The following is a 23723-nucleotide window of genomic DNA, read 5'->3' as shown; positions in this document are numbered from 1 at the left end:
GGAGGAAATAAAAAAACATGGATGTTACATGGACTGTGAAATATATCACAGAATTTATTGGAACAGCTATGATGCTCATTCTTGGGAATGGTGCTGTTGCCAACGTCGATCTTAAAGGTACAAAAGGACACAACTCTGGTTGGGTTATCATCGCTATCGGTTATGGTTGCGCCGTTATGATGCCAGCTCTTATGTTTGGTAACGTTTCTGGTAACCACATCAACCCAGCATTCACAATTGGTCTTGCTGTATCAGGACTTTTCCCATGGGCACACGTTCCACAATACCTTATCGCTCAATTCTTGGGTGCTATGGCAGGTCAATTACTTGTAGTTTTGGTTCACCAACCTTACTACCTTAAAACTGAAAACCCAAATGCTATCCTTGGTTCATTCTCAACAATTTCAGCTGCTGATGACGGAACTAAAGCTAGCCACAAAGTATCAATGATTAACGGTTTCTTGAACGAATTCCTTGGATCATTTGTTCTTTTCTTGGGTGCTATGGCTCTTACTAAAAACTACTTCGGTGCACAATTGGTATCACAATTGACAGCTGCAGGTTACGATGCTAATACAGCAGCAACTACAGTTGCACCTTACACAACTGGATCACTTGAAGTAGCTCACCTTGGTCTAGGATTCCTAGTTATGACACTTGTTGCATCACTTGGTGGTCCTACAGGTCCAGCACTTAACCCTGCACGTGACCTTGGTCCACGTATCGTCCATGCATTGCTTCCAAAATCAGTTCTTGGTGAACACAAAGGCGATTCTAAATGGTGGTATTCATGGGTACCAGTTGTAGCTCCAATCCTTGCTGGTATTGCTGCAATTGCCTTGTTCAAACTATTGTATCTATAAGATAATAAAACAGAAAAAAGAACCTTCGGGTTCTTTTTTGTTTTGTCGTGAAAAGCATAATTTCTTGTCAAACTGACTAATTTTTTCTAAAATAGAAAAGACCCGGTCCTTATTTTTTATAAGAACTTACTCGTATAATCTATAAATACATAACACTGTGAGGAGATTTTTATGACTTTATTTAACGGAGTCACGTTTAGGCACCCTGTTTTACGAATCAATAATCGAGATCAAAACGTTGATTTCTACCAACGATTAGGTTTTAAATTAGTTCACGAAGAAAATGCAATCGCCGTTTTTTCAACAAAACAACGAAATGCACGTTTTGTTATTGAAGAATCACCAGCACCATGGACTCGTGCTGTTAAAGGCGATAAAAAAATTAATAAAATTGTTGTTAAAATTCCTAAAGCTGATGAAATCGAAGCAATTTTAGGTAACGGTGTTGACGTAGAACGTCTATTTAAAGGTGACCGTGGTTATGCTTTTGAGACAGTTTCTCCAGAAGGTGACCTTTTCCTTTTACACTCAGAAGATGACATTCAAACTCTTGAAGAAATTGACAATCGACCTTTTCCTGAAAATGATAAATTAGAAGAAGTTTCAGCCTTCCGTTTTGAAGGATTGACGCTAAATGTTGCTGATAAAGCAAGCTCACAAGCTTTCTATAAAGATATCTTTGGTGGTAACTTGCCATTAAATCTTAAGTTCAAAGAAGGTAACGGTTCAGATTTGACGATTGACCCACTTAAAACTTGGGATTTGGAAATTCTTGAATTTAAAGTTCCTAAAGAATATGACTTGAGAGCTTTGGCAGATTATTTGGAATCTAAAGAGCAATCCATTTATTTGGATAAAAAAGAGAGTGTTCTTGTTCTTTCAGATCCTAGTCAAGTTGAAATTTGGTTCATCAAATGATCGATTTACTTGATGTTGTGAATGATCAGATTGATCGTAATATTTATCATGGAGCTTCTATAGCTCTTTTTAAAGACGGTAAATGGTCAGAATCCTATGTTGGAACAATTGATGGTGATAATCCTGTCCAGCCTGGGATGATTTATGATTTGGCGTCGGTATCTAAGGTTGTTGGAGTGGGCACTGTAGTCATTTCGCTTGTTCGTGAGGGTAAGTTGGATATTGATATGCCTTTGAAGCACTACTATCCTGAGTTTCATGAGAATAAGCTTACGCTTCGTCAGCTCTTAACGCATAGCAGTGGTATTAATCCTTTTATTCCAAATCGTGATTCTCTTAATGCTGAGCAGCTAAAAGATGCAATCAATCATATCACGGTAGAAGACAAAAAAGATTTTCTTTATACTGATATTAATTTCTTGCTGCTAGGCTTTATGCTGGAAAAAATCTTCGGCAAATCTTTGAAAGCTATTTTTCAAGAAGAGGTCTTTAATCCTTTTGCTATGTCAGACACCAGTTTTGGACCTGTAAAAAACGCTGTGCCGACCGTTGCAGGAATTTCAGATGGTGTTGTCCATGATCCAAAGGCGAAAGTTCTTGGTTGCCATTCTGGCTCGGCAGGGTTATTTTCAACTGTAAGTGATTTGGAAAAAATGTGCCAGCATTATCTGACTGATGACTTTGCGCGTGATCTTTGGCAAAATTATAGCCGTGCTAATAAAGAGCGTTCACTTGCTTGGAATAAAGAAGGCGATTGGCTTGATCACACTGGTTATACTGGAACTTATGTTGCGATAAACCGCAAAGAACAAAAGGCAGCTATTTTCTTGACGAATCGCACCTATGCTTATGATGATCGTCCTCTTTGGATTGAGGAGCGAAAGAAAATTTCTGATTGGATTCAGGAAAACTTGTAAGATTAATAAAAATATGAAAACGCTTAACTTTTTTCTCGGCTTTTTTTGCATGAAAGTGCTATAATGAAGTTAGTCAGAGAAAAGGAGGCTAGGCTTATGGCAGATGTACTTACGGTTGTTTTCAATGTTGAAAGTGAAGCGTACCAAGCATTTTCAGAATTAAAAGCTTTTAAGCAAGATCAAAAAACACAGATTGCTCAAATTGCTTTGGTTAAAAACGAAAATGGAAAAATTACTATCAAAGATTCCGTTGATTTTGATGATTCTAGTCACGAATATGCCACAATTGGTGGTATCGTTGGTGGTTTACTTGGTATCTTGAGCGGACCAATCGGAGTTATCATCGGATATGGTATCGGAAGTCTTGCTGGTGCTGCCAGCGGTAGTATGAACGATGCAAATGATGATAGTTTGATTGAAGAAGTCACAACTAAGTTGCTTGACGGTGATGTGGCGGTGATTGCTCTAGTTCATGAAGAAGACGAAAGCGTACTAAACCATGTCTTTGCTCCTTATAAGACTAATATTATGCGTTGGGATGCTGTAGCACTTGCTCGTGAAGTTGAGCTTGCAGATCAGGTTCAAGATGAATTGTTTGATAAGTTTCAAGAAGATATGAACGAACGTCGTATCAATCACTTTAAAGAACAAGGTAATGATATCGCAGAAGCAATCAAAGAAAAATTCCATCGCCTAAGAGGAAAAGAATAAATAGAAAAAGCAGTCAATCTATTTAAACTCTCCACAGTGTTATAAAAAGAAGCTCTCTTGTATAAGAGAGCTTTTAATATTTAAAATTTTAGAGAATTTTTTCCATGCTGATATGCTGAATGCCAGCTTCTTCAAATTCATCGCCAAAGCATGTAAAACCAAGTTTATCGTAAAAACCTTTGGCGGATAGCTGTGCGTGAAGGATGATACGTTTAAACTCTTGAGCTTTACAAAAGTTAATAACATCCTCTAGCAAGTATTGTCCTAAGTGTTGCCCTTGATAGTCTTTAAGAACAGCCATGCGTTGCAAAGTTACTTGGCTAAGGTCATGATTAGGCAAGATGCGGCAAGTTGCGACAGCTTGTTCATTATTATGGTAAAGGACAAAATGAAGGCAGTAAGCTTCGTTTTCGTCGATTTCAAGCGATAATGGGACGCCCTGCCCTTTAACAAAAACTTCTTGACGAATTTTCATGGCATCAAGATATGTATCTGAGAGTGTATTTCGTGTTTGTTTGATTTTCATAGCTCTATTTTAAGGACAAAAAAAGACTCTGTCAACTGACAAAGTCTTTTTAGATATTTATTATTTGGCAGCAACGGTTTCAGCAGCGTCATCCATTGAAAGAACTTCGTGGAAGACACGTTGAGTCAATTCTGTCTTTTGTTCTTTTGTAAGGTATTTAGTGTTGACACAGTAACCTGAGATACGAACGATAACGTCTTCACCATTCATAATTTTATCATAAACATCTTTAAGGTCCATGACGTTCAAGTTAACGTGTTGTCCACCGTTTTCGAAGTAACCATCAAGGATAGTTACCAAGTTATCAACTTGTTCATCGAATGTCTTACCAAGAGCACGTGGAGAAACTTGAGTTGTAAGTGAGATACCATCTGCAGCATATGAGAAGTCAAGGCTAGCAAGAGAGTTCAAGTTTTGCAACCAACCGCCACGAGCTTTGTTAGATGGGTTAGCACCTGGTGAGAAGAATTCAAGTTTAGAAAGGTTTACAGTACCATCTTCGTTGAGGTAAACCCCTTTGTGAACTGGAGAGTTACCAGTTTGTTTAGAGTAAGCAACGTTTGAAGTGATTGTAAGAAGTGATACAGTAGCTTCAGCGTTCTTGTAAAGTTTGTGGCTACGAAGACGAGTAGTGTATGCTTCAACCAACCATTCAGCAAGTTCGTTAGAACGTGGGTCATCTTCACCCCAACGAGGGAAGTCACCAGTTGTTTCGTAATCGTAGATGTAGCCATCTTCGTCGCGGATTGGTTTTACAGTAGCGTATTTGATTGCTGACAATGTATCAACAGTGTTTGCAAATCCACAGATACCAAATCCCATGTTAGCACGTTGGTGAGTTGGCAAGAATGCCATTTGAACAGCTTCGTAGTTGTATTTATCAGTCATGTAGTGAATGATGTTAAGGGCATCTACGTAAGTTGAAGTCAACCAATCAAGTGATTTTTCGAAGTTAGCTTTAACTGTTTCGAAATCAAGGATTTCGTCACGGACTGGTTCAATATCAAATACTTTGTAGTCTTTGTGAACATCATCGTAACCACCGTTCAAACCAGTAAGAAGAGCTTTAAGGACGTTTACACGAGCACCGAAGTATTGGATGTTGTGACGTTGTTCTTCGTTTTCTGGGTCAAGTGGTGATACACAGCATGAGATACATGACATTTCACCGTAACCATCTTTAGCCATTGTTGTCACACCTTCATATTGGATTGAAGAGTGTTTGTGTGACATCTTCATGCAATAACGACGGAATGAGTATGGCAATTTATCAGTCCAAAGAACTGTCAAGTTTGGTTCTGGAGCGTTACCGATGTTATCGAGTGTGTGCAAGAAACGGTAGTCCATTTTAGTTACACGGTGACGTCCGTCAGCACCCATACCAGCCATAGAAGTTGTGATGAATGTTGGGTCACCTGAGTAAAGTTCATCGTAAGCTTTTGTACGTGCGAATTTAACAGTACGAAGTTTCAAGACAAAGTCATCAACGAATTCTTGAATTTCTGATTCTGTAAATGTACCACGAGCAAGGTCACGTTCTGCAAAGATGTCGAGAACAATTGGAACACGTCCTAGAGAAGTAGCGGCACCATTGATAACACGACAAACTGCCATGAAAGCAATGTTAACCCATTGGATAGCTTCTTTAACGTTCATGGCTGGTTTACGAACATCAAGTCCGTAAAGGTCACCAAGTTTAACAACTTCACCAAGAGCTTGGTATTGCATGTTTACTTCTTCACGAAGACGGATTGATTCTTCGTCGATTTCAGTGATAGCGTTCCAGTCGTTAACTTTTTCTTGCATCAAGTAGTCAGCACCATAAAGAGCTAGACGTGCGTAAACACCGATGATACGTCCACGAGAGTAAGCATCTGGAAGACCAGTTACAGTGTGTGCGTGACGCGCACGGCGGATATTAGATGTATAAGCGCGGAAAATTCCGTCATTTACTGTAGTAGTGTATTTTGTGAAAATTTCATGAACAGCAGGATCTGGTTCATAACCATGTTCTTTAAGTGCTGTTTCTGCCATACGGATACCACCTTTTGGCATGAAATTCAATTTGAACAACTCATCATTTTGAATACCGTAGATTAATTCATCGTCTTTTGAAATATAGCCGGCAGGAATATCTGCGATTGATGTTGGACGAGTGTCCATTGGGAAACGAGTTGCTTCGTATTTAGCTTTTGTATCTTCAATGATTTTTTTGATTTTAAGAGAGCGTTCAGTAGCTGGAGCTAAGAAGCTTTCATCACCATCATAAGGTGTGTAGTTAGCTTGTACGAAACGAGAAACGCTGGCTTTTTCTTTCCAGTCAGTACCTTTAAAGCCTTCCCAGGCTTTTTCAAAAACATCTGCATTTGTTTTAACAGTCGCCATAATGAGATTTCTCCTTAAATTCTAGTAGCTGTAACAAGTCATCTGTTACATTTACAATTATAAGTCTATCATAAAGGAAGCGTTTTCCCAAGCGAAAAAATTGGAAAAAACTAGAATCTTTTCTAGAACAGTTTCAGAAAGTTGGTCAACTGTACTAGAAATTTGTAAATTTTGCTTGAAAGTAATGAAAATTGTTATAATAGAATCAGAAAGGACTGGATGATGCTTATTTTTCCATTAATTAATGATACTTCTCGAAAAATTATTCATATTGATATGGATGCCTTTTTTGCGTCAGTGGAAGAAAGGGATAATCCAGAACTCAAAGGAAAGCCTGTTATTATCGGTTCTGACCCACGTAAGACTGGTGGACGCGGTGTCGTGTCAACTTGTAACTATGAGGCGAGAAAATTTGGCGTGCATTCTGCCATGTCATCGATGGAAGCTTATGAGCGATGCCCACAAGCTATTTTCATTTCTGGTAATTACCAAAAATACCGAGAGATTGGAATGCAAATTCGTGAGATTTTCAAGCGTTACACAGACTTGGTTGAACCCATGTCCATTGATGAAGCTTACTTGGATGTCACTGAGAATAAATTAGGCATTAAATCTGCTATTAAAATCGCTAAAATGATTCAATATGATATTTGGCAAGAAGTTCACCTGACTTGTTCAGCAGGTGTCTCTTATAACAAATTCTTAGCAAAATTAGCTTCAGATTTTGATAAACCGAAAGGTTTGACATTGGTAATGCCAGAAGATGCCGAAGATTTCTTGAAAGAATTACCGATTGAAAAATTTCATGGCGTGGGTAAGAAATCTGTTGAAAAACTACACCAACTTGGTGTTTATACAGGAGCAGATTTGTTAGAAATTCCTGAGATGACCTTGATTGATCAGTTTGGGCGTTTTGGCTATGATTTGTATCGCAAAGCGCGTGGTATTTCTAATTCTCCTGTCAAACCCAATCGTATTCGAAAATCAATTGGAAGTGAGCGAACATATGGCAAGCTATTATACGATGACGCGGATATTAAATCAGAGATTTCTAAAAATGCACGTCGTGTTGTTGATAGCCTGGCACGTAATAATAAAATTGGTCGAATAGTTGTTTTGAAAGTTCGTTATGCTGACTTTTCAACATTGACCAAGCGTAAAACGTTAGATGATGCCACTAATGATTTTAATATCATTGAACAAGCTGCTTATGAGATTTTTGACAGCTTGGAAGAATCCAAAGTTGGTGTGCGTCTTCTGGGGGTTACTATCACGGGATTAGAAGATAATATTCGTCCTTTAAATCTTTTCAAAAATTAAAATACCGTCTTAGTAAGTGCTGAGACGGTATTGTTTCTAAAAGACCTAGTTATTTATCACTTTCAGAATCATCAGCATCGTCTTTGTCTAAAAGTTGTGCAGCCTTATTGTATACATAGCCATAAAGTGCTAAGAAGACAAGTGGTAGAACAATACTAAATGGTGAAAGTGTCGCACCAAGGTAAATTGCAAAAGCAAAAGATACAAGGTTGTAAACAACAGTATAAATCAAGGCAATGCGGTAAGGTGATAAACTTGGTGCATCGTCTTTGATTTTTGCTAAGTTTTTAAATGCTAAAACAGCTACAAGAATATTTACGATAAGCGCAGCAACATAAAGAATAACATTTCCAAAATGTGCTGAGATTTCGATAGCTTGATAGCTTTCAGCATCTAATTGTGCTTTTAATTGATCAAGGTTGTTGACTAAAATAAAGTGACTAATAATAGAAACTACTTTAGCAACAGCGCCGAGAACATTTACCCAAGCGATGAAAAGCGTCCAAGAACGCAAAGATTGACGAATTTTTTCATATGAAACCATTTTAAACCTCCTAAAAATAATGGTTAACTAATATGATAGTACGGCTATTATATCATAATATTTTTTTATGTAAACACTTTTATATCAAAAGATGTAAGCTTGTGGAAACCTTTAGTTTCAAGGGCTAAATCGTTTTATACTTCTAAATATTTTAGCTGTGAAAGCAAAATTTGCAGGATTCCATTTTACTTTTTAAGTGATAAAAAAATAGGATTTCAATGGTTTAAAATCCTATTTTGAGTTATGAACGTTTAAAAAATTGTTCGATATCTTCTTGGGTGATACCAATCATCGGATCGATAAATGCCATATTTTCTTCTGTTAGGCGATAAATTTTTGGCTCTTCAGTTTCAAGTTCTTCCTCAATATCCAAGCTGAGTTGTTCAGCTTTTTTAGATGAATTTTCTTCTTCGGAGTTTGAAGGAGCGCTTTTAACTGTTTCTTGTTCTTGAATTTCAGAATCAGTGATGCTCTCAGAAGAATCTATTTCAGGGAGTTCTTCGTCTCCTGTGAAACGTTCGACGAGGTAAGTGTTGCGTTTAGCACCTTCGTTTTTAATCGCGTAGTCAAAGGCAGCAATTTCTCCCAGCATGACTAACTTACTTTTTGAGCGTGTAATAGCAGTATAGATAAGGTTACGCTGCAAGAGTCGGTGACTCTGACGTGTGATTGGCAGAATAACAACCTGAAATTCGCTACCTTGAGATTTGTGGATAGACATGGCGTAAGCCAGTGTGATTTTATGCCATTCGTTACGAGGATAGCTCACTTCAGTACCATCAAAAGACATAAACAGCTCGTCTTGCTTAGACTCGGTGTATTTGGCAGGAATAAGGTCAGTAATATAGCCAATATCACCGTTAAAGACATTGAGTTCGGCGTCGTTGATGAGGTGGAGAACTTTGTCCCCCTTACGGAAATTCATCTCACCAAAGGCAAATGACAATTGGTCACCGAGTGGGTTTAACAAATCTTGGATAATCGTATTAAGGCGATTAATCCCAGCTGCTCCGCGGTACATGGGGGCAAGAATTTGAATTTCTTGTGGGCTGATACCACTTTTAATAGCTGCGCTGACAATTTTTGGAATCATCTCAGGAATGTATTGGGCGCTAGCTTCAAAATAAGAGCGGTCAGCTTTTTTTTGTGTGAAATCAGCTGGCAAGATGCCTTGTCTCATTTGATTGGCTAAAGTAACGATAGTTGAATCTTCGGACTGTCTAAAGATTTTTGTCAGTGCTAACTGCGGTAATTCTTTGATTTTCAATAAATCTGCCAAAACTTGTCCAGGTCCTACCGAAGGCAATTGGTCGCTATCTCCGACGATGATAACTTGAGTATTTGATGAAATAGAGCTAAACAGTTGGTTAGCAAGCCATGTATCGACCATTGAAAACTCATCGATGATAATCAAGTCACAATCAAGATAATCATCCATAGCTTGGTAGTCATTATCGCCATTTAAACCAAGATGGCGGTGAATCGTGGCACTTGGTAAGCCAGTCAATTCGTTCATACGACGGGCTGCACGACCAGTCGGTGCTGCTAGAATGATTGGGATATCTTTTTTCTCAAGGTCAATGCGGTGAAGAGCAGCATAGGTCTCGATTAAACCGTTGATAACGGTCGTTTTTCCTGTTCCCGGTCCACCAGTTAGAATAAAGACTTTGCTTTGCAGGGCATTTTTGATGGCATCTTTTTGCACTTGGTCGTAAGAAATCCCAAAATTTTCTTCGACTTCAGCGATTTCTTCTTCCAGCTCTTCGGCTGAAAATTGCTTAGACAGTGGGGTATCAAGGATACGCGTCAAATGTTTTTTGATACCTGCTTCAGCATAAAAGAGCGTGTTGTCAAAAATCTTAGTACCGATATTCTGCACCTTGTCTTCAGCAATAAGTGTTGATAACTCTTTAGCAACAGCTGCGGGGTCAAGTTCGATTTGTCGTGCTTCTTCAAGAATAGTGATGGCATTTTCTAATAAATCACGCGCCTCGACATAAGTATCGCCATTTTCCACAGAAAGTTCGAATAATGTGTGGACAAGTGCCGCACGAAAACGTTGTGGAGAATCTGCTTCGATGCCTAACTGCTCAGCCAGTTGGTCAGCTATTTTAAAACCAATCCCTTGGATGTCTTCAACGAGTTGATAAGGATTTTCTTGGATAATATCAAGGCTTTCTTCCTTGTACTGGTTAAAAATCTCAAAAGCCACACGGTTAGTCAACCCATACTCAGCAAGTTTGGCAAGGATTTGCTCCGTACCATAATTGAGTTTTAATTTGGCAACAAAATTATCACGATTTTCCTTAGAAAGTCCTGAAATACTGTCGAGTTTACTTGGGTCTTCTAGGATTTTATCGATGGTGTCTTCGCCGTAGAGCTGCACGATTTTTTCAGCAGTTTTTTTACCAATCCCTTTAAAGTGCTCGCTTGAAAAATATTTAATCAATCCAGATGAGCTTGGCTTTGAACGCTCGTAGCGCGTGAGTTTAAGCTGCTCACCGTATTTTGGATGCTGGGTCAATTCACCCCAGAAAGTATAATTTTCTCCTTCAATGATTTCAGCCATTGTCCCAGTGACAATGATTTCAAAATCATCGAAATCAGAGTCAGTATCTTCGATTTCGAGTAGTACGATTTTAAAAAAGTTACTGGCATTTTCAAAAATAATACGCTCAACAATGCCAGAAAAGAAGTATTCCATAACTTGTCCTTACTTGATTACTATAGTGGCTTTATTATAACATTCGGAAATCTGATAGACAAACACCGCATAAAAAGACTTAACTCAAGTGAGCTAAGCCTTCAATGATTTTTAGTTGACGCCTCCAATTTTTGAAAGTGGCCAGAAGCGGAATTTGACTTCACCAACGAGAGCTGATTTTTTAAAGGTACCAACTTCGCGGCTATCTTTTGAGACGATACGGTCATCACCTAGCAAGAAATAGCGACCTTTTGGAACTTTGACTGTAAATTCAGTGTTACCATCTTTATCAGTCGTAAAGGCATCTGAATTATCAGCTAACTGTTGGAATAAAGTGTTGTAAGAGTAAATATCTTCCAAGTCACCATTGTCAAAAGCTTTTTTGTATTTGACTAAGTAAGGTTCACTTGTTTTCTTGCCATTGACATAAAGAACATCGTCTTTGTAAGTGATGGTATCACCTGGAAGTCCGATAACACGTTTTACGATTTCTTTTGTCTTTTTGCCTTCTTTTTCTTTTGCGACTACAATATCAAATCGGTCAATCGATGACGTTTTTAAAACGATTAAGCGTTCACCGTCAGCAAGTGTCGGGTCCATAGAATGTCCATCAACTCTGACAGGTTCGATGACAAAAATACGAAGGACAGCAAGTAGTAGGACAAAGAGGATGAAGGGTCCCCATTCTTTGATAAAATGTTTCATAAATCTTCCTCAACTTTATTTTAATAATTTTTGTGCTTTTTGAGTGTTTGCAAAGTGAAGTTTCGCGGTGTGCTCTAGACCAGGCATACCATATGCTGCTAGAATTTGGCTAGCAACTTTATCGGACTGGCTACCGGCACCACTTGGTAATTTATATTGGACTTCTTGACTGAGTTTATCCAAGTTTTCCAAGAAGAGATTGCGAGCGATGATTGAGCTGACTGCGACAGCAAGGTATTTGCCTTCAGCTTTTTCTTCAAGCGTGAGCGGATTGTCAAAATGATTGGCTTCATTTTTGAGGTATTTTTCATAATTTTGACGGCTTGTAAAAGCATCGATAACGATTTTTTCAGGCTTCACACCATCTTGTAGAAGTAAAAAGATAGCTTGATTGTGGAGAGCCACTTTAACGGAGACGGCATTATGCATTTTGCCTTTCCCGACGACTTGATTATACTTTTTCGGGGACAATAGCAGAGCTTTGTGCTTAATGTTTTTTTCTAAGATTGGAGCGATTTGTCGAATCTTGCTATCGTTTAGATTTTTGGAATCATCAACACCGAGTTTTTTAAGCAGAGCATGGTCATCAGGTGTTACAAAACTAGCAACAACAGCTAAACCACCAAAATAAGACCCGTTTCCAACTTCGTCTGAACCAATAAGTGGCATGTTTTGCCCAGCTTGGCTGCTTTTCTCGGCTGGCTCAGAAGCTTTATAACCAAATTGGCTAGCAACCTTTTCAGCAGAACTGCCTTGAAAGACAACCTTACCAGAGGTGTAGGCAAGAACTGTGACGCCATTGATTTTTGCGGCGAAAGTGACGTAAGGGTTGTTGTTTGTGATTTGCTTACTAGCAAGTGTTTTGACTAAGTTTTGCAAGTCATTTTTCCCTAGTTTTATAACAATTGTATTCATGCTTTAATTGTAACATAAAAAGGTAGACAAAGTGGCAAAATAGCCGTTGAAAACTGCTATTTTCACGCTTACATTTTACGAAATGCCCATTTTAAGGTATAATGTCAAAGAGGTGACTATATGGAAAGCAAAAATCGTTATAAATTCGTCTTTGGAGAGAAGTCGCTCACATTAACAACAGATAAAGATAACCTCTTTATGGAAGAAGTTGAGCGTGTAGCCAAAGAAAAATACAATACAATCAAAGAAAAATTACCACAAGCTGACAACGAAACTGTGGCTATTTTAATGGCTATCAATTCCCTTTCTACTCAGCTTAGTCGTGAGATTGAAGTTGAAAAAATGGAAAAAGAATTGATGGCGCTCCGTTCTGAGACAATTGACGATATTAAGGAGAAAGCCAGCAAGGCTGATTCTGAAGAGGAATAATATATATGTTATCAGTTCTTATTTTGCTGATTTTAGCTTGGCATTTTTATATTGGCTATTCACGTGGCATTATTTTGCAAGCTTATTATCTTGTAGCGAGTATTGTGTCATTAGTTGTAGCTAGTCGTTTTTACCAAGCGTTGTCGGAAAATTTGACTTTGTGGATTCCTTATTCAAATCCGAGTCAAGGAGCCGTGGTAAATTTTTTCACCGACGTTAATATTTTTGATTTAGATAAAGTTTTTTATGCAGGGGTAGCTTTTACAGCTATTTATGTGGTTGTCTATGCGCTTTTTCGTTTACTAGGGATTGTTGTGCATTTATTGCCACTTCATCATTTTGATAATGTCAAGGTTAATTGTGTCAGTGGCGTTTTGGCGATTTTAGTAACACTGATTTCATGTAATCTCTTGTTGACATTACTTGCAACTGTTCCTATGTCAATGGTGCAGAATTTGCTATCAAGTAGTTGGTTAGCACGTCTAATTATTAATGATTTTCAGCCATTAGCGGGAATCATTAAGTCACTATGGGTGACAGCAATTTTAGGATAATGTAAAAGAGTCTGGGGTAGTTTATCTCAGACTTATTCAGTTTATATTTAAAGGAAAACACAAGTGCCAAATGGCGCTTGATGAGATGAGTTTTGGTATAATAGTGATATGAATAACAGAATTTTAGAACAGTTAGAATTTGATAAGGTCAAGCAACTTTTTGCTGGCTATTTACAAACTGAGCAGGGGCAGGAGGAATTACGTAAACTTTCTCCAATGACTGAACCAGATCGTATCTCACGTTCATTTGATGAAATGTCTGATATGGAGCAGATTTTCATTGAGCAACACGGATTTGGTCTTGGCAGTTTGCGTGATATTTCTGAAAGTATGCGTCGCTTAGAATTGGATGCTGATGTTAACGTTTCAGAGATTATCGACATCAAAAAAATCTTGCAAGTTTCTGCAGAAGTTAAACATTTTTACAATGATTTAGAAAATGTCGAGCTGCATGCGCTCAATAATCTTTTTGAAAAAATCGAACTTCTACCAAGTCTGCAAGGTAGTCTTCAAGCTATCAACGATGGCGGTTTTATTGAAAATTTTGCAAGTCATGAACTTGACCGTATTCGACGTCAAATCAATCATGACGAAAGCCGTGTGCGTCAAGTTTTGCAAGATATTTTGAAAAAGCAAGCTGACCATTTGACAGAGACTTTGATTGCAAGCCGTAATGGTCGTGCAGTTCTACCTGTGAAAAATAGCTACCGCAATCGTATTTCAGGTGTTGTGCATGATATTTCAGCATCAGGAAGCACTGTTTATATTGAACCACGCGCCGTTGTCCAATTAAACGAAGAAATCACGCAATTGCGCGCAGATGAACGTCATGAAATGGCACGTATTTTGCGTGAGTTGTCAAATATGCTTCGTCCACATACTAATATTATTCGCAACAATGCTTGGGTTCTAGGACACTTGGATTTTGTACGTGCAAAATTCCTTTTCATGCAAGAAAACAAAGCAGTCGTTCCACAATTATCCACAGATAAGACCGTTCAGCTCTTACAAGCTCGTCACCCGCTGTTGACAAATCCTATCGCAAATGACCTTCATTTCCTTGATGAATTGACCGTCATTGTCATCACTGGTCCAAATACTGGTGGTAAGACGGTTATGTTGAAAACTTTGGGATTAGCGCAGCTTATGGCACAATCAGGACTTCCAATCCTAGCTGACAAAGGTAGTAAAGTCGCTGTTTTCAATGAGATTTTCGCTGATATCGGTGATGAGCAATCTATCGAGCAAAGCTTGTCAACATTCTCAAGCCACATGACAAATATTGTGGATATCTTGGCAGCAGCTGATAAAGATAGTTTGGTACTTGTGGATGAATTGGGGGCAGGTACTGACCCGCAAGAAGGAGCTAGCCTTGCCATTTCAATCTTGGAGCATTTGCGTTTGACACAAGTGAAAACCATGGCAACAACTCACTATCCTGAGCTAAAAGCTTACGGTATCGAGACAGAGTTTGTTGAAAATGCCAGCATGGAATTTGACACAGAGACTTTGAGCCCGACTTATCATTTCATGCAAGGTGTGCCAGGACGCTCAAATGCCTTTGAAATCGCTCGTCGTTTAGGTCTTGCAGAAGTGATTGTTAACGAAGCAGAGCGTTTGACGGATTCTGATACGGACGTTAACCGCATCATCGAACGTTTGGAAGAACAAACGCACGAAAGTCGCAAACGTCTTGACCATATCAAAGAAGTTGAACAAGATAACCTTAAATTCAATCGTGCAGTCAAGAAACTTTACAATGAATTCTCACATGCAAAAGACAAAGAACTTGAAAAAGCTTCTGCTAAGGCACAAGAAATTGTGGATAAAGCCATGGCTGAAAGTGAAGAAATCCTTAAAAATCTTCACCACAAAGCAAGCCTTAAACCACATGAAGTCATTGAAGCTAAAAGTCAGTTGAAAAAATTGGCACCTGAAGTTGATTTGTCGAAAAATAAAGTTCTTAAGAAAGCTAAGAAATTGCGCGCACCGCGCGTGGGTGATGATATTATCGTCACAGCTTATGGTCAACGCGGAACCTTGATCAACCAAACGAAAAACGGTAAATGGGAAGCGCAAGTTGGTCTCATTAAGATGACGCTTAAAGAAGACGAATTTAGCCTTGTCAAAGTTCAAGAAGAAGCGCAAAAACCTAAGAAAAAACAAGTCCATGTGGTTAAGAAAAGCAAGAAATCTGCTGGACCACGTGCCCGACTTGACCTTCGTGGTAAACGTTATGAAGAAGCCATGCAAGAATTGGACGAATTTATCGACCAAGCCTTGCTTAACAACATGGCTCAAGTTGATATTATTCACGGTATCGGAACAGGTGTTATCCGTGAAGGGGTCACAAAATACCTTCGTCGCAACAAGCACGTCAAATCATTCGGCTACGCCCCACAAAATGCAGGTGGCAGTGGCTGTACCATCGCAAATCTTGGTTAAATGTAAAAAGTCTAGGTCTGTCCTAGGCTTTTTTGAGTGATTTTTAGTTGTGAGCAACCACGATTTTCAACTTCTTCCTATAAAAAATGGCGGTTCGCGACTGAATTTTAACCGTTTACGACATTGACGTTCACAAGCAAGATTTTTTGGTATACTGAAATGGTATTTTAGCTTGTTTTGGGAGAAACTTGTGACTAAAATTAATTTTCTAGTATGGCATTTTTAACAGAATTTTGTTTAGAGGGGATTGCGGAGAATGATGAAAGAAGATGAATTTATTCTATTATTAGAACAAACGATGGCAGATGATGAGGTTAAGAAAACGCCAGAGTGTTTACAGATGCTATCGGATTCTAAAACTCGTCTGAATCAGGGCGAGCCAGCTAGTTTTGTGGCAGCAAGATTAAGCAAATCCATTTCTTGGTACTTGGTGACTCATCATTATAAAGCACCTAAGGCAATCATTGATTTTTCAAAATCATTTTTGGATGCTCCTGCAAAGCACAGAGGACAAATATCAATAGCTTTTTGGCTATCAAATCTATTTCACTGGTAAAATATCATTTAGCTAAAATACAATAAAAAGCTCGCATATTGCGGGCTTTTTTGTGTGTAGAAAATGCAAATAATTTATTTTTGACCAAGCAGGATCATTTGGTCAATCGCATGACGAGCACCTTTGATAGTGTCTTCGTCAAGAATGATTTCTTCGCCTGCTCGTCCGAGTAAACAGTTGTAAATATCAGCTAATGTCGTCATTTTCATGTTGTGACAAACACATTCAGTTGAAAGTAGATAGAAGCGTTTATCAGGACATTCAAATTGTAAGTGTTCGACAATGCTGCTTTCAGTACCGATGATAAATTCTTCGTCTGTACTGTTTTTAGCGTAAGCCATGATTTCTGTAGTACTTCCAGCAAAATCAGCTAACTCAGTAACTTCAGCTAGACATTCTGGGTGAACAAGTACTTTAGCATTTGGGTGAGCTTCACGCGCTTTTAGAACGTCACGTTTGCGCATGCGCATGTGTGTCGGACAACCGCCTTTGAAAAATTCAAATTGCTTGTCAGGACATTGTTCAGCAACCCATTGACCAAGATTACGGTCTGGAACGAAAAGAATCTTGTCATTATCAATGTTGTTGATAATTTTGACAGCTGAAGATGATGTTACACAGACATCGACCAAAGTTTTCACTTCAGAGGTAGTATTAATGTAAGCGACAGTTGTGTAATCTGGGTGAGCTTCTTTTAGCCAAGTAACGATTTTTTTATCAATTTGCGCAGCCATTGGGCAACCAGCCATTGGGTTGGCAAGAAGAGCAGTTTTTTCAGGTGAGAGAACTTTTACCGTTTCTGCCATGAAACGAACTCCGCACATCATGATTGTATCTTGTGGGGCTTTGGCAGCGTATTTACTCAAAGCAAATGAGTCGCCGATAAAATCAGCAACTTCCCAAATATCTTGACTTTGGTAGGCGTGTGCTAAAATACAAACCCCTTTTTCTTTTTTGAGACGTAAAATTTCGTCTTGCATCTCTCGTGTATTCATTATATTTTATGAAATCCTCCTAGGACTGTCTTAGTTACATATTATAGTATCTCTTTTTTAAGGTGTCAAGACACCTGTAAATAAAATTCATCCAGGTGTCTTGTCAGGTGTCTTGATTGGTGGTAAAATATGTTCTGAATCGTATGATGAAAATATATTTCAGAAAAAGTGTGAAATAGCTAGGGTACCCATTGAAGTGACGCTATTTTGCCCAGAAAATGATTGTTGTTAAACAATTAAAAAGAAGGTTTCTATGAAAACAAATGTACTTATTGTCGGTAGTGGCTGTTCAGGACTTTACACTGCTTTAAACTTGCCACAAGAACTTCAAATTACCATTATTTCTAAAGATAAATTAGAACACAGTGATTCTTTCTTGGCACAAGGTGGTATTTGCATGTTGAAAGATGAGTCTGACTACGACTCATTCCTTGAAGATACCTTGCGAGCTGGTCACTACAAAAATGATAAAGTTTCTGTTGATTTGATGATTAAATCTTCACCTGATGTCATCAAAGATTTAATCGGCTATGGTGTTGATTTCCAACGTGATGAAAATGGTAATCTTGCCTTTACACGAGAAGGTGCGCACTCTGATAAACGTATTCTTTTCTATCAAGATACAACTGGTAAAGAAATTACAAGCCGACTTTTAGCAGCCGTCAAAAAATTGCCAAATGTTACTTTAATGGAAGATACTTGTCTGCTTGATATCTTAGAGGAAGATAATCGTTGTTATGGTGGTATTGTTCGTCTTTCAAATGGTGAACTTAAAAAGATTACAGCTGATGTGACAGTTCTTGCAAGTGGTGGTGTTGGTGGTTTGTATAAAAACAGTACAAACTTCAAACATTTGACTGGTGATGCGCTAGCAATTTCACTAAAACACGGTATCGAACTTAAGGACATGTCTTACGTGCAAATTCACCCAACAACACTCTACCAAGAAAATCCAAAAGAACGTTCATTTTTGATTTCTGAGTCTGTTCGTGGTGAAGGTGCCCTTCTTTACGACAAACATATGAACCGTTTTGTTGATGAATTACAGCCGCGTGATGTCGTTGCGCAAGCCATTTTAAAACAAATGGAAAAAGATGGAACAGACCACGTCTGGGAAGATTTACGCACGATTCCTAAAAAAGAATTGGAAGAACATTTTCCAAATATCTTGGCACACTGTCGTGAAGCTGGTTATGACCCATTCACAGAATGCATTCCTGTTGTGCCAGCACAGCATTATTTCATGGGTGGTATCAAGGTTAATCACCATAGTAAGACAACTATGGATGCTCTTTATGCAGTTGGTGAAACAGCTTGTAATGGTGTTCATGGTCAAAACCGTCTAGCAAGTAATTCACTTCTTGAAAGTCTTGTTTTTGCTAAACGCGCAGCCAAAGATTTGGTAGCAAATTATGATAGTGTTTCAACACTTCCAGACAGCTTGGCTGAGATTGATTTGCTTGAATACCAAGATGAAGATATCTTAGAAGATGATTACAAGAAATTAGTTGTCGAAAAATTAACAGAACAAAATCAATTAGAAACTGTCATTGGTTAGCAGTTTTGTGAGATGAGAAAGGATAATGATGTTAGATCCAATTACCCTAAAATTAAATGTTGATCCACTTATTTTAAGTGCTCTTTCAGAAGATATTAATAATGAAGATGTATCAACAAACAGTGTGATGCCTGAAAATGTGGCTGGTCAAGTAGATTTGATTTGTAAAGAAGACGGGATTATCTGTGGTTTACCAGTTTTTGAGCGCGTGTTTTACTTGCTTGACCCACAAACGAAGTTCGATGTTTTGGTCAAAGACGGTGAAGCTGTAAAAGCAGGTCAAAAATTGGGAACTGTTTGTGGTGATATTCGTGTCTTACTATCAGGCGAACGCACTGCACTTAACTATCTTCAACGCATGAGCGGGATTGCGACTTATACGCATGAAATGGCAGAACTTTTAAAAGATAGCCCGATTACGTTGCTTGATTCACGTAAAACAACGCCAAATAACCGTATTTTTGAAAAATATGCTGTTAAAGTTGGTGGCGGTAAAAACCACCGTTACAACTTATCAGACGGTGTTTTGCTAAAAGATAATCACATCGGCGCTGCTGGTGGTGTTAAAGAGGCAGTTCTTGCTGCTAAAGCCTACGCCCCATCTGTCCGTAAAATCGAAATCGAAGTGGAAACACTTGATATGGTTAAAGAAGCGGTCGAAGCTGGAGCTGATATCATTATGCTTGATAATATGGAACACGATGTTATGAAAGAAGCGGTAGCTTTGATTGATGGCAGAGCTGAAATCGAAATTTCAGGAAATGTCACTCGAGAAAATCTTGCTTCTTACACAGATTTGGCAGTTCAATATGTGTCAAGCGGAGCGATTACGCATTCAGCGAAGATTCTGGATTTATCGCTTAAAAATTTGCATCCTGTTGAAAACTAAGTGGAAAATCTTTTGAAGAAATGATAAAAAATCCCCAGCTCGATTGAGTTGGGGATTTGATGTTGATAACTAAAAAAGAAAAAGTAATAATCCACAGATAATACCAATAAGATAACCAGCCGCAACATCATGCGGGTAGTGAACTCCACCAATGACACGGCAAATAGCGATAACTAGCGATAAAACAAGAAAAAGAATTCCTAAAATCGGATTTAGTCGCAAAACAGCCATGCTGATAATCGTTGCTGAAAAGACGTGGCGACTTGGCATGGATTGACCTTTGGTGTCTTTTTTGATGAGTGGATTAATCTGCCAAGCCTCGTAAGGACGTGGTGCGTTAATCATTTTTCGCATCAAGGATACAAGAATAAACGACACTCCGGGGATAAAGATAGCTGGGATAAGTTGGCTTTGCTGTTTGAAAAAAAGGTAAACAAGCAGTAGCGGATAGACCAGATACATGACTGCTGTTAATAGTCTGTTGATAAGTTTCAAACTGTGGACAGCGCCTGGATTTTTTCGGATTGGGTCAGTTATTTTGGCATAAAAATCAGCGTAATTTTTCATAGGATTCCTCTGAGTAATGATAATTTTATTATAGCACATGAGCTAGAATAGGGGGAAAATGAGAATTTTTCCAAAAAAAGAAAATTCCGTAGCAATTAGTTGTCAAAATGGTAAATTTCCCGTAAAATAGGCTCATAAACTAATAGAAAAGGAAAAAGAACTTTGGGATGCTTGGCTGATTCGTATCCGTTTTTTATTGAAAAATAAGTCAGCCCATCTGGGAGTTCAAGGTAATTATATTATGGCACACAATATTACTGATGCTACATTTGAAGCTGAAACTAATGAAGGACTTGTCCTTGTTGACTTTTGGGCAACTTGGTGCGGTCCATGTATGATGCAAGCTCCAATCTTGGAACAATTGTCAGAAGAAATCGATGAAGACGAACTTAAAATCGTTAAAATCGATGTTGACGAAAATCCAGAAACAGCTCAAAAATTTGGTATCATGTCAATTCCAACATTGCTTTTCAAAAAAGATGGTGAAGTTGTGAAACAAGTTGCTGGTGTTCACACTAAAGACCAAATCAAAGCAATCGTTGCTGAATTGAGCTAATCAATTAAGGTCAGGGGTAACCCTGACTTTTTTTGATAAAGTAATTTTGTCCTTGACTTGGAGTAGACTTCAAGGAATATAATGAGTGTGTTAAGAGATGGAACTCTAACATTTATTATCTTATCATTTACTAAAAAAGTAGAAAGGAGAGGTTCAGTTCATCATGTTTGATGATAATTGAACCCGCCCTACCGACTGTGTAAAAAAGATAAATCTTCCTAGATGCAAGCATCATCGGTCGATTTCCTATTTTTACTTTGTCGTATACGGGCTCGGTATCTTATTTATGAAATCTGCTATTTTTGAAAAAGCTGGTCTGATGACTGTTGAAGAAGTGGCTAAGCCAACTTTACAAGCTGACGATGATGTTATCATCAAGGTTGTTCGAGCATGTGTCTGCGGCTCTGACCTTTGGTCTTATGCTAATGGTGATGAAAAAGCTGCACATTCTGAAAACTCAGGTCACGAAGCTCTTGGTATCGTCGAAGAAGTTGGTTCTGCTATTACGACCGTACAACCTGGTGATTTTGTCATCGTGCCATTTACTCACGGTTGTGGGGAATGTGATGCTTGCCGTGCTGGTTTTGACGGAACGTGTGATAATCACCCTGGCTACACAAACTGGTCTTCTGGTTTCCAAGCAGAATATGTTCGCTTCCACTATGCTAACTGGGCTTTGATTAAAATCCCTGGACAACCATCTGATTATTCAGAAGGTATGATGAAATCACTTCTTGCTTTGGCTGATGTTATGCCAACAGGTTACCATGCTGCGCGTGTTGCTGACGTCAAACGCGGTGACAAAGTCGTTGTTATCGGTGATGGAGCGGTTGGACAATGTGCCGTTATTGCGGCGAAAATGCGCGGAGCTTCTCAGATTGTCTTGATGAGCCGACACGAAGACCGTCAACAAATGGCGCTTGCTTCAGGAGCTACCGCTGTCGTTGCTGAACGCGGTGAAGAAGGCATTGCTAAGGTTCGTCAAATTCTCGGCGGAGGAGCTGACGCTGCTCTTGAATGTGTCGGTACAGAAGCCGCTATCGAGCAAGCTCTCGGTGTTATCCACAATGGCGGACGTGTTGGATTTGTTGGTGTTCCTCATTACAATAATCGTCCGCTAGGTTCAACATTTGCACAAAACATTACTGTCGGAGGCGGTTCAGCTTCTGTCACTACCTACGACAAACAACTCCTTCTTAAAGCAGTCCTTGACGGTGACATCAACCCAGGTCGCGTCTTTACAAACACTTATCGCTTGGACGACATCAACCAAGCCTACAAAGACATGCAAGACCGCAAAGCTATCAAATCAATGATTGTCATGGACTAATCTAACCTTTAAGCTGTTAACACAACCTCCCGAAATTTTTCGGGAGTTTTTTGGTGCTGAAAAAACTAAGTATTTGAGTACAATTATTTTGCAAATTTTTTAAGTTTATTGATAATAGGTGGTTATAGTAGGAAAGAGAGCAATCTATTGTTGTAGGAAATTACATTAAAAAATTTAATAATTTGATATATGAAATAAAAATATATTGTATGAAGAATTTGTATTTGATAGAATAGAAGTACTTTAGGGGAGTGGGATTTTTATAGTGTTAAAAATAAATAGAACTCTGCTATATGTATGTACTTTTTTACTAATAGCAGGGTTATTTTTATTTGCTATTTTTGTGAGAGAATCGAAATTAAGAGTAGCCGTTATTGATGGAGCATCATCTAGTCGTTTTTCTTTTAACATTAAGAAAACTATCTATGAAAAGGGAGATATGGAAGGTTTAAAATGGTGAAATAAGATGTTAGAGATACGAGAAAAAATTAGAACGAGCAAAGGTTATCAAGTCTTAATTGCAATGCTTGATAGCTACTTCGGTCAAGATTATATTATTCGTAAAATCACTTATGATGATTTGGATCCAACAAGTTTCGACTTTCAATTATCTGTAGACTTTCCCAAACTAAAGGGAGTAGATATTGGTGTTGGAAATAGCGGTCCACGGCAAATGTTTCGTATAGGTGGTACCGGTGTTATTGGCATAGCGGTTCCTAGACAAAATGGTATAAGTCTATTAACCTCTGGTAAAAGAGGAGATGGCTTAGCAAAAACTTTAGGAAATACTAAGTTACGTTGGGGGAGTCGTGTAGATAATCTGGAAGAAGTTAAGTATTATTTTGATGCTTTCAAAAAATACTACGATAATCTTTAGAAAGTGATAAGGATGAAGATACGAGAAAAAATTAGAACGAGCAAGGGTTATCAAGTCTTAATTGCAATGCTTGATAGTTATTTTGGTCAGGATTATATTATCCATAAAATCACTTATGATGATTTGGATCCGACAAGTCTTGATTTTCAATTATCTGTAGACTTTCCCAAACTAAAGGGAGTAGATGTAGGTATTGCTAATAGTGGTCCACGCCAGATGTTTCGTATGGGAGGAGATGGTGATATTAGCATAGGTATTCCTAAAATTGATGGATTGGGGATGCTGACTTCAGGTGAAAGAGGAGATGGTCTATTTTGGATTTTAGGAGATAAAAAATTGGAGTGGGGTGGTCAAGTAGACAAATCTGAAGAAGTTAAGTATTATTTTGATGCTTTCAAAAAATACTATGATAATCTTTAGTAAAAGAAAATAGATTTTTTCTCCCGAAATTTTTCGGGA

At 38.4% G+C, this 23723-nt stretch carries 22 protein-coding genes and 1 pseudogene; 15 read left to right on the top strand and 8 right to left on the bottom strand.

Annotated features, from left to right (window positions below; translation table 11 throughout):
* The first annotated feature begins 17 nt into the window (after window positions 1-17).
* The 4 genes from gla to ACN0NP_RS03530 all read left to right on the top strand — a co-directional run bounded on the left by gla (window position 18) and on the right by ACN0NP_RS03530 (window position 3409).
* The gene (gene gla / locus ACN0NP_RS03545) at window positions 18-863 is read left to right on the top strand and encodes an aquaglyceroporin Gla (RefSeq protein ID WP_024343545.1); all 846 of its coding nucleotides are present in this window, start codon (window positions 18-20) and stop codon (window positions 861-863) included.
* 171 nt (window positions 864-1034) lie between these two features.
* A complete protein-coding gene (locus tag ACN0NP_RS03540; RefSeq protein WP_074630116.1) occupies window positions 1035-1781 on the top strand; it encodes a CppA N-terminal domain-containing protein in 747 nt (248 codons plus the stop codon).
* Window positions 1778-2698: a serine hydrolase domain-containing protein gene (locus ACN0NP_RS03535; protein ID WP_423217565.1), complete on the top strand. Its 921-nt coding sequence runs from the start codon at window positions 1778-1780 to the stop codon at window positions 2696-2698. The genes ACN0NP_RS03540 and ACN0NP_RS03535 overlap by 4 nt, the downstream gene beginning before the upstream one ends.
* 96 nt (window positions 2699-2794) lie before the next feature.
* A complete protein-coding gene (locus tag ACN0NP_RS03530) occupies window positions 2795-3409 on the top strand; it encodes a DUF1269 domain-containing protein (protein WP_021143137.1) in 615 nt (204 codons plus the stop codon).
* Between the two features lie 88 nt (window positions 3410-3497).
* Here ACN0NP_RS03530 and ACN0NP_RS03525 read toward each other — a convergent pair whose 3' ends face one another.
* Window positions 3498-3935: a GNAT family N-acetyltransferase gene (locus ACN0NP_RS03525; protein ID WP_423217564.1), complete on the bottom strand. Its 438-nt coding sequence runs from the start codon at window positions 3933-3935 to the stop codon at window positions 3498-3500.
* Between the two features lie 60 nt (window positions 3936-3995).
* Window positions 3996-6320: a formate C-acetyltransferase gene (gene pflB, locus ACN0NP_RS03520; RefSeq protein WP_021143135.1), complete on the bottom strand. Its 2325-nt coding sequence runs from the start codon at window positions 6318-6320 to the stop codon at window positions 3996-3998.
* Window positions 6321-6542: 222 nt separating this feature from the next.
* On the opposite strand from pflB, the gene dinB reads away from it, so the two are divergent.
* The gene (gene dinB, locus ACN0NP_RS03515) at window positions 6543-7640 is read left to right on the top strand and encodes a DNA polymerase IV (RefSeq protein WP_423217670.1); all 1098 of its coding nucleotides are present in this window, start codon (window positions 6543-6545) and stop codon (window positions 7638-7640) included.
* A gap of 49 nt (window positions 7641-7689) precedes the next feature.
* On the opposite strand, the gene ACN0NP_RS03510 is transcribed toward dinB, so the two are convergent.
* The 4 genes and pseudogenes from ACN0NP_RS03510 to rnhC form a co-directional block, all read right to left on the bottom strand.
* Window positions 7690-8184: a hypothetical protein gene (locus ACN0NP_RS03510; protein ID WP_027968357.1), complete on the bottom strand. Its 495-nt coding sequence runs from the start codon at window positions 8182-8184 to the stop codon at window positions 7690-7692.
* 499 nt (window positions 8185-8683) lie between these two features.
* Window positions 8684-10888: pseudogene (locus tag ACN0NP_RS03505) on the bottom strand (ATP-dependent RecD-like DNA helicase); the annotation flags it as partial.
* A gap of 111 nt (window positions 10889-10999) precedes the next feature.
* The gene (gene lepB, locus ACN0NP_RS03500; protein ID WP_033153332.1) at window positions 11000-11593 is read right to left on the bottom strand and encodes a signal peptidase I; all 594 of its coding nucleotides are present in this window, start codon (window positions 11591-11593) and stop codon (window positions 11000-11002) included.
* 15 nt (window positions 11594-11608) lie between these two features.
* Window positions 11609-12508 (bottom strand): ribonuclease HIII, encoded by a 900-nt coding sequence (gene rnhC, locus ACN0NP_RS03495; RefSeq protein ID WP_423217563.1) that lies wholly within the window; start codon window positions 12506-12508, stop codon window positions 11609-11611.
* Window positions 12509-12628: 120 nt separating this feature from the next.
* Here rnhC and ACN0NP_RS03490 point away from each other — a divergent pair, with 120 nt between their 5' ends.
* The 4 genes from ACN0NP_RS03490 (at window position 12629) to ACN0NP_RS03475 (ending at window position 16492) form a co-directional block, all read left to right on the top strand.
* Window positions 12629-12937 carry a hypothetical protein gene (locus ACN0NP_RS03490; protein WP_004233227.1) on the top strand — a complete coding sequence of 103 codons (309 nt, stop codon included), beginning with the start codon at window positions 12629-12631 and terminating at the stop codon, window positions 12935-12937.
* Between the two features lie 5 nt (window positions 12938-12942).
* Window positions 12943-13491 (top strand): CvpA family protein, encoded by a 549-nt coding sequence (locus ACN0NP_RS03485; protein WP_423214999.1) that lies wholly within the window; start codon window positions 12943-12945, stop codon window positions 13489-13491.
* A gap of 108 nt (window positions 13492-13599) precedes the next feature.
* A complete protein-coding gene (locus ACN0NP_RS03480) occupies window positions 13600-15936 on the top strand; it encodes an endonuclease MutS2 (RefSeq protein ID WP_024343554.1) in 2337 nt (778 codons plus the stop codon).
* Between the two features lie 256 nt (window positions 15937-16192).
* Entirely contained in the window at window positions 16193-16492 is a 300-nt protein-coding gene (locus tag ACN0NP_RS03475; protein WP_231997654.1) for a bacteriocin immunity protein, read from the top strand.
* A gap of 74 nt (window positions 16493-16566) precedes the next feature.
* On the opposite strand, the gene nadA is transcribed toward ACN0NP_RS03475, so the two are convergent.
* On the bottom strand, window positions 16567-17487 hold the full coding sequence (gene nadA, locus ACN0NP_RS03470; RefSeq protein WP_027968363.1) for a quinolinate synthase NadA: 921 nt from the start codon (window positions 17485-17487) through the stop codon (window positions 16567-16569).
* Window positions 17488-17740: 253 nt separating this feature from the next.
* Between nadA and ACN0NP_RS03465 the strand changes: the two genes are divergently transcribed.
* Together ACN0NP_RS03465 and nadC are read left to right on the top strand one after the other, a co-directional pair.
* Window positions 17741-19045 (top strand): L-aspartate oxidase, encoded by a 1305-nt coding sequence (locus tag ACN0NP_RS03465; protein WP_423217562.1) that lies wholly within the window; start codon window positions 17741-17743, stop codon window positions 19043-19045.
* 28 nt (window positions 19046-19073) lie between these two features.
* On the top strand, window positions 19074-19934 hold the full coding sequence (nadC, locus tag ACN0NP_RS03460) for a carboxylating nicotinate-nucleotide diphosphorylase (protein ID WP_045798591.1): 861 nt from the start codon (window positions 19074-19076) through the stop codon (window positions 19932-19934).
* A gap of 69 nt (window positions 19935-20003) precedes the next feature.
* Here the strand turns inward: nadC and ACN0NP_RS03455 are convergent, their stop codons facing one another.
* Complete coding sequence (locus ACN0NP_RS03455) at window positions 20004-20501, bottom strand: phosphatase PAP2 family protein (protein ID WP_045798465.1); 498 nt, start codon at window positions 20499-20501, stop codon at window positions 20004-20006.
* 241 nt (window positions 20502-20742) lie between these two features.
* Here ACN0NP_RS03455 and trxA point away from each other — a divergent pair, with 241 nt between their 5' ends.
* The 4 genes from trxA (at window position 20743) to ACN0NP_RS03435 (ending at window position 23684) form a co-directional block, all read left to right on the top strand.
* Window positions 20743-21057, top strand: coding sequence for a thioredoxin (trxA, locus tag ACN0NP_RS03450; protein ID WP_021143117.1), 315 nt, complete (start codon window positions 20743-20745; stop codon window positions 21055-21057).
* 286 nt (window positions 21058-21343) lie between these two features.
* On the top strand, window positions 21344-22387 hold the full coding sequence (locus ACN0NP_RS03445; RefSeq protein ID WP_278487676.1) for an alcohol dehydrogenase catalytic domain-containing protein: 1044 nt from the start codon (window positions 21344-21346) through the stop codon (window positions 22385-22387).
* Window positions 22388-22853: 466 nt separating this feature from the next.
* Complete coding sequence (locus tag ACN0NP_RS03440; RefSeq protein WP_074450793.1) at window positions 22854-23264, top strand: hypothetical protein; 411 nt, start codon at window positions 22854-22856, stop codon at window positions 23262-23264.
* Window positions 23265-23276: 12 nt separating this feature from the next.
* Window positions 23277-23684 (top strand): hypothetical protein, encoded by a 408-nt coding sequence (locus tag ACN0NP_RS03435; protein WP_423217561.1) that lies wholly within the window; start codon window positions 23277-23279, stop codon window positions 23682-23684.
* Window positions 23685-23723: the final 39 nt, after the last annotated feature.

It is taken from the genome of Streptococcus equinus, from assembly GCF_049393805.1.
Taxonomy (GTDB): Bacteria; Bacillota; Bacilli; order Lactobacillales; family Streptococcaceae; genus Streptococcus; species Streptococcus equinus.
This window is presented reverse-complemented; position numbering and strand designations above follow the sequence as displayed.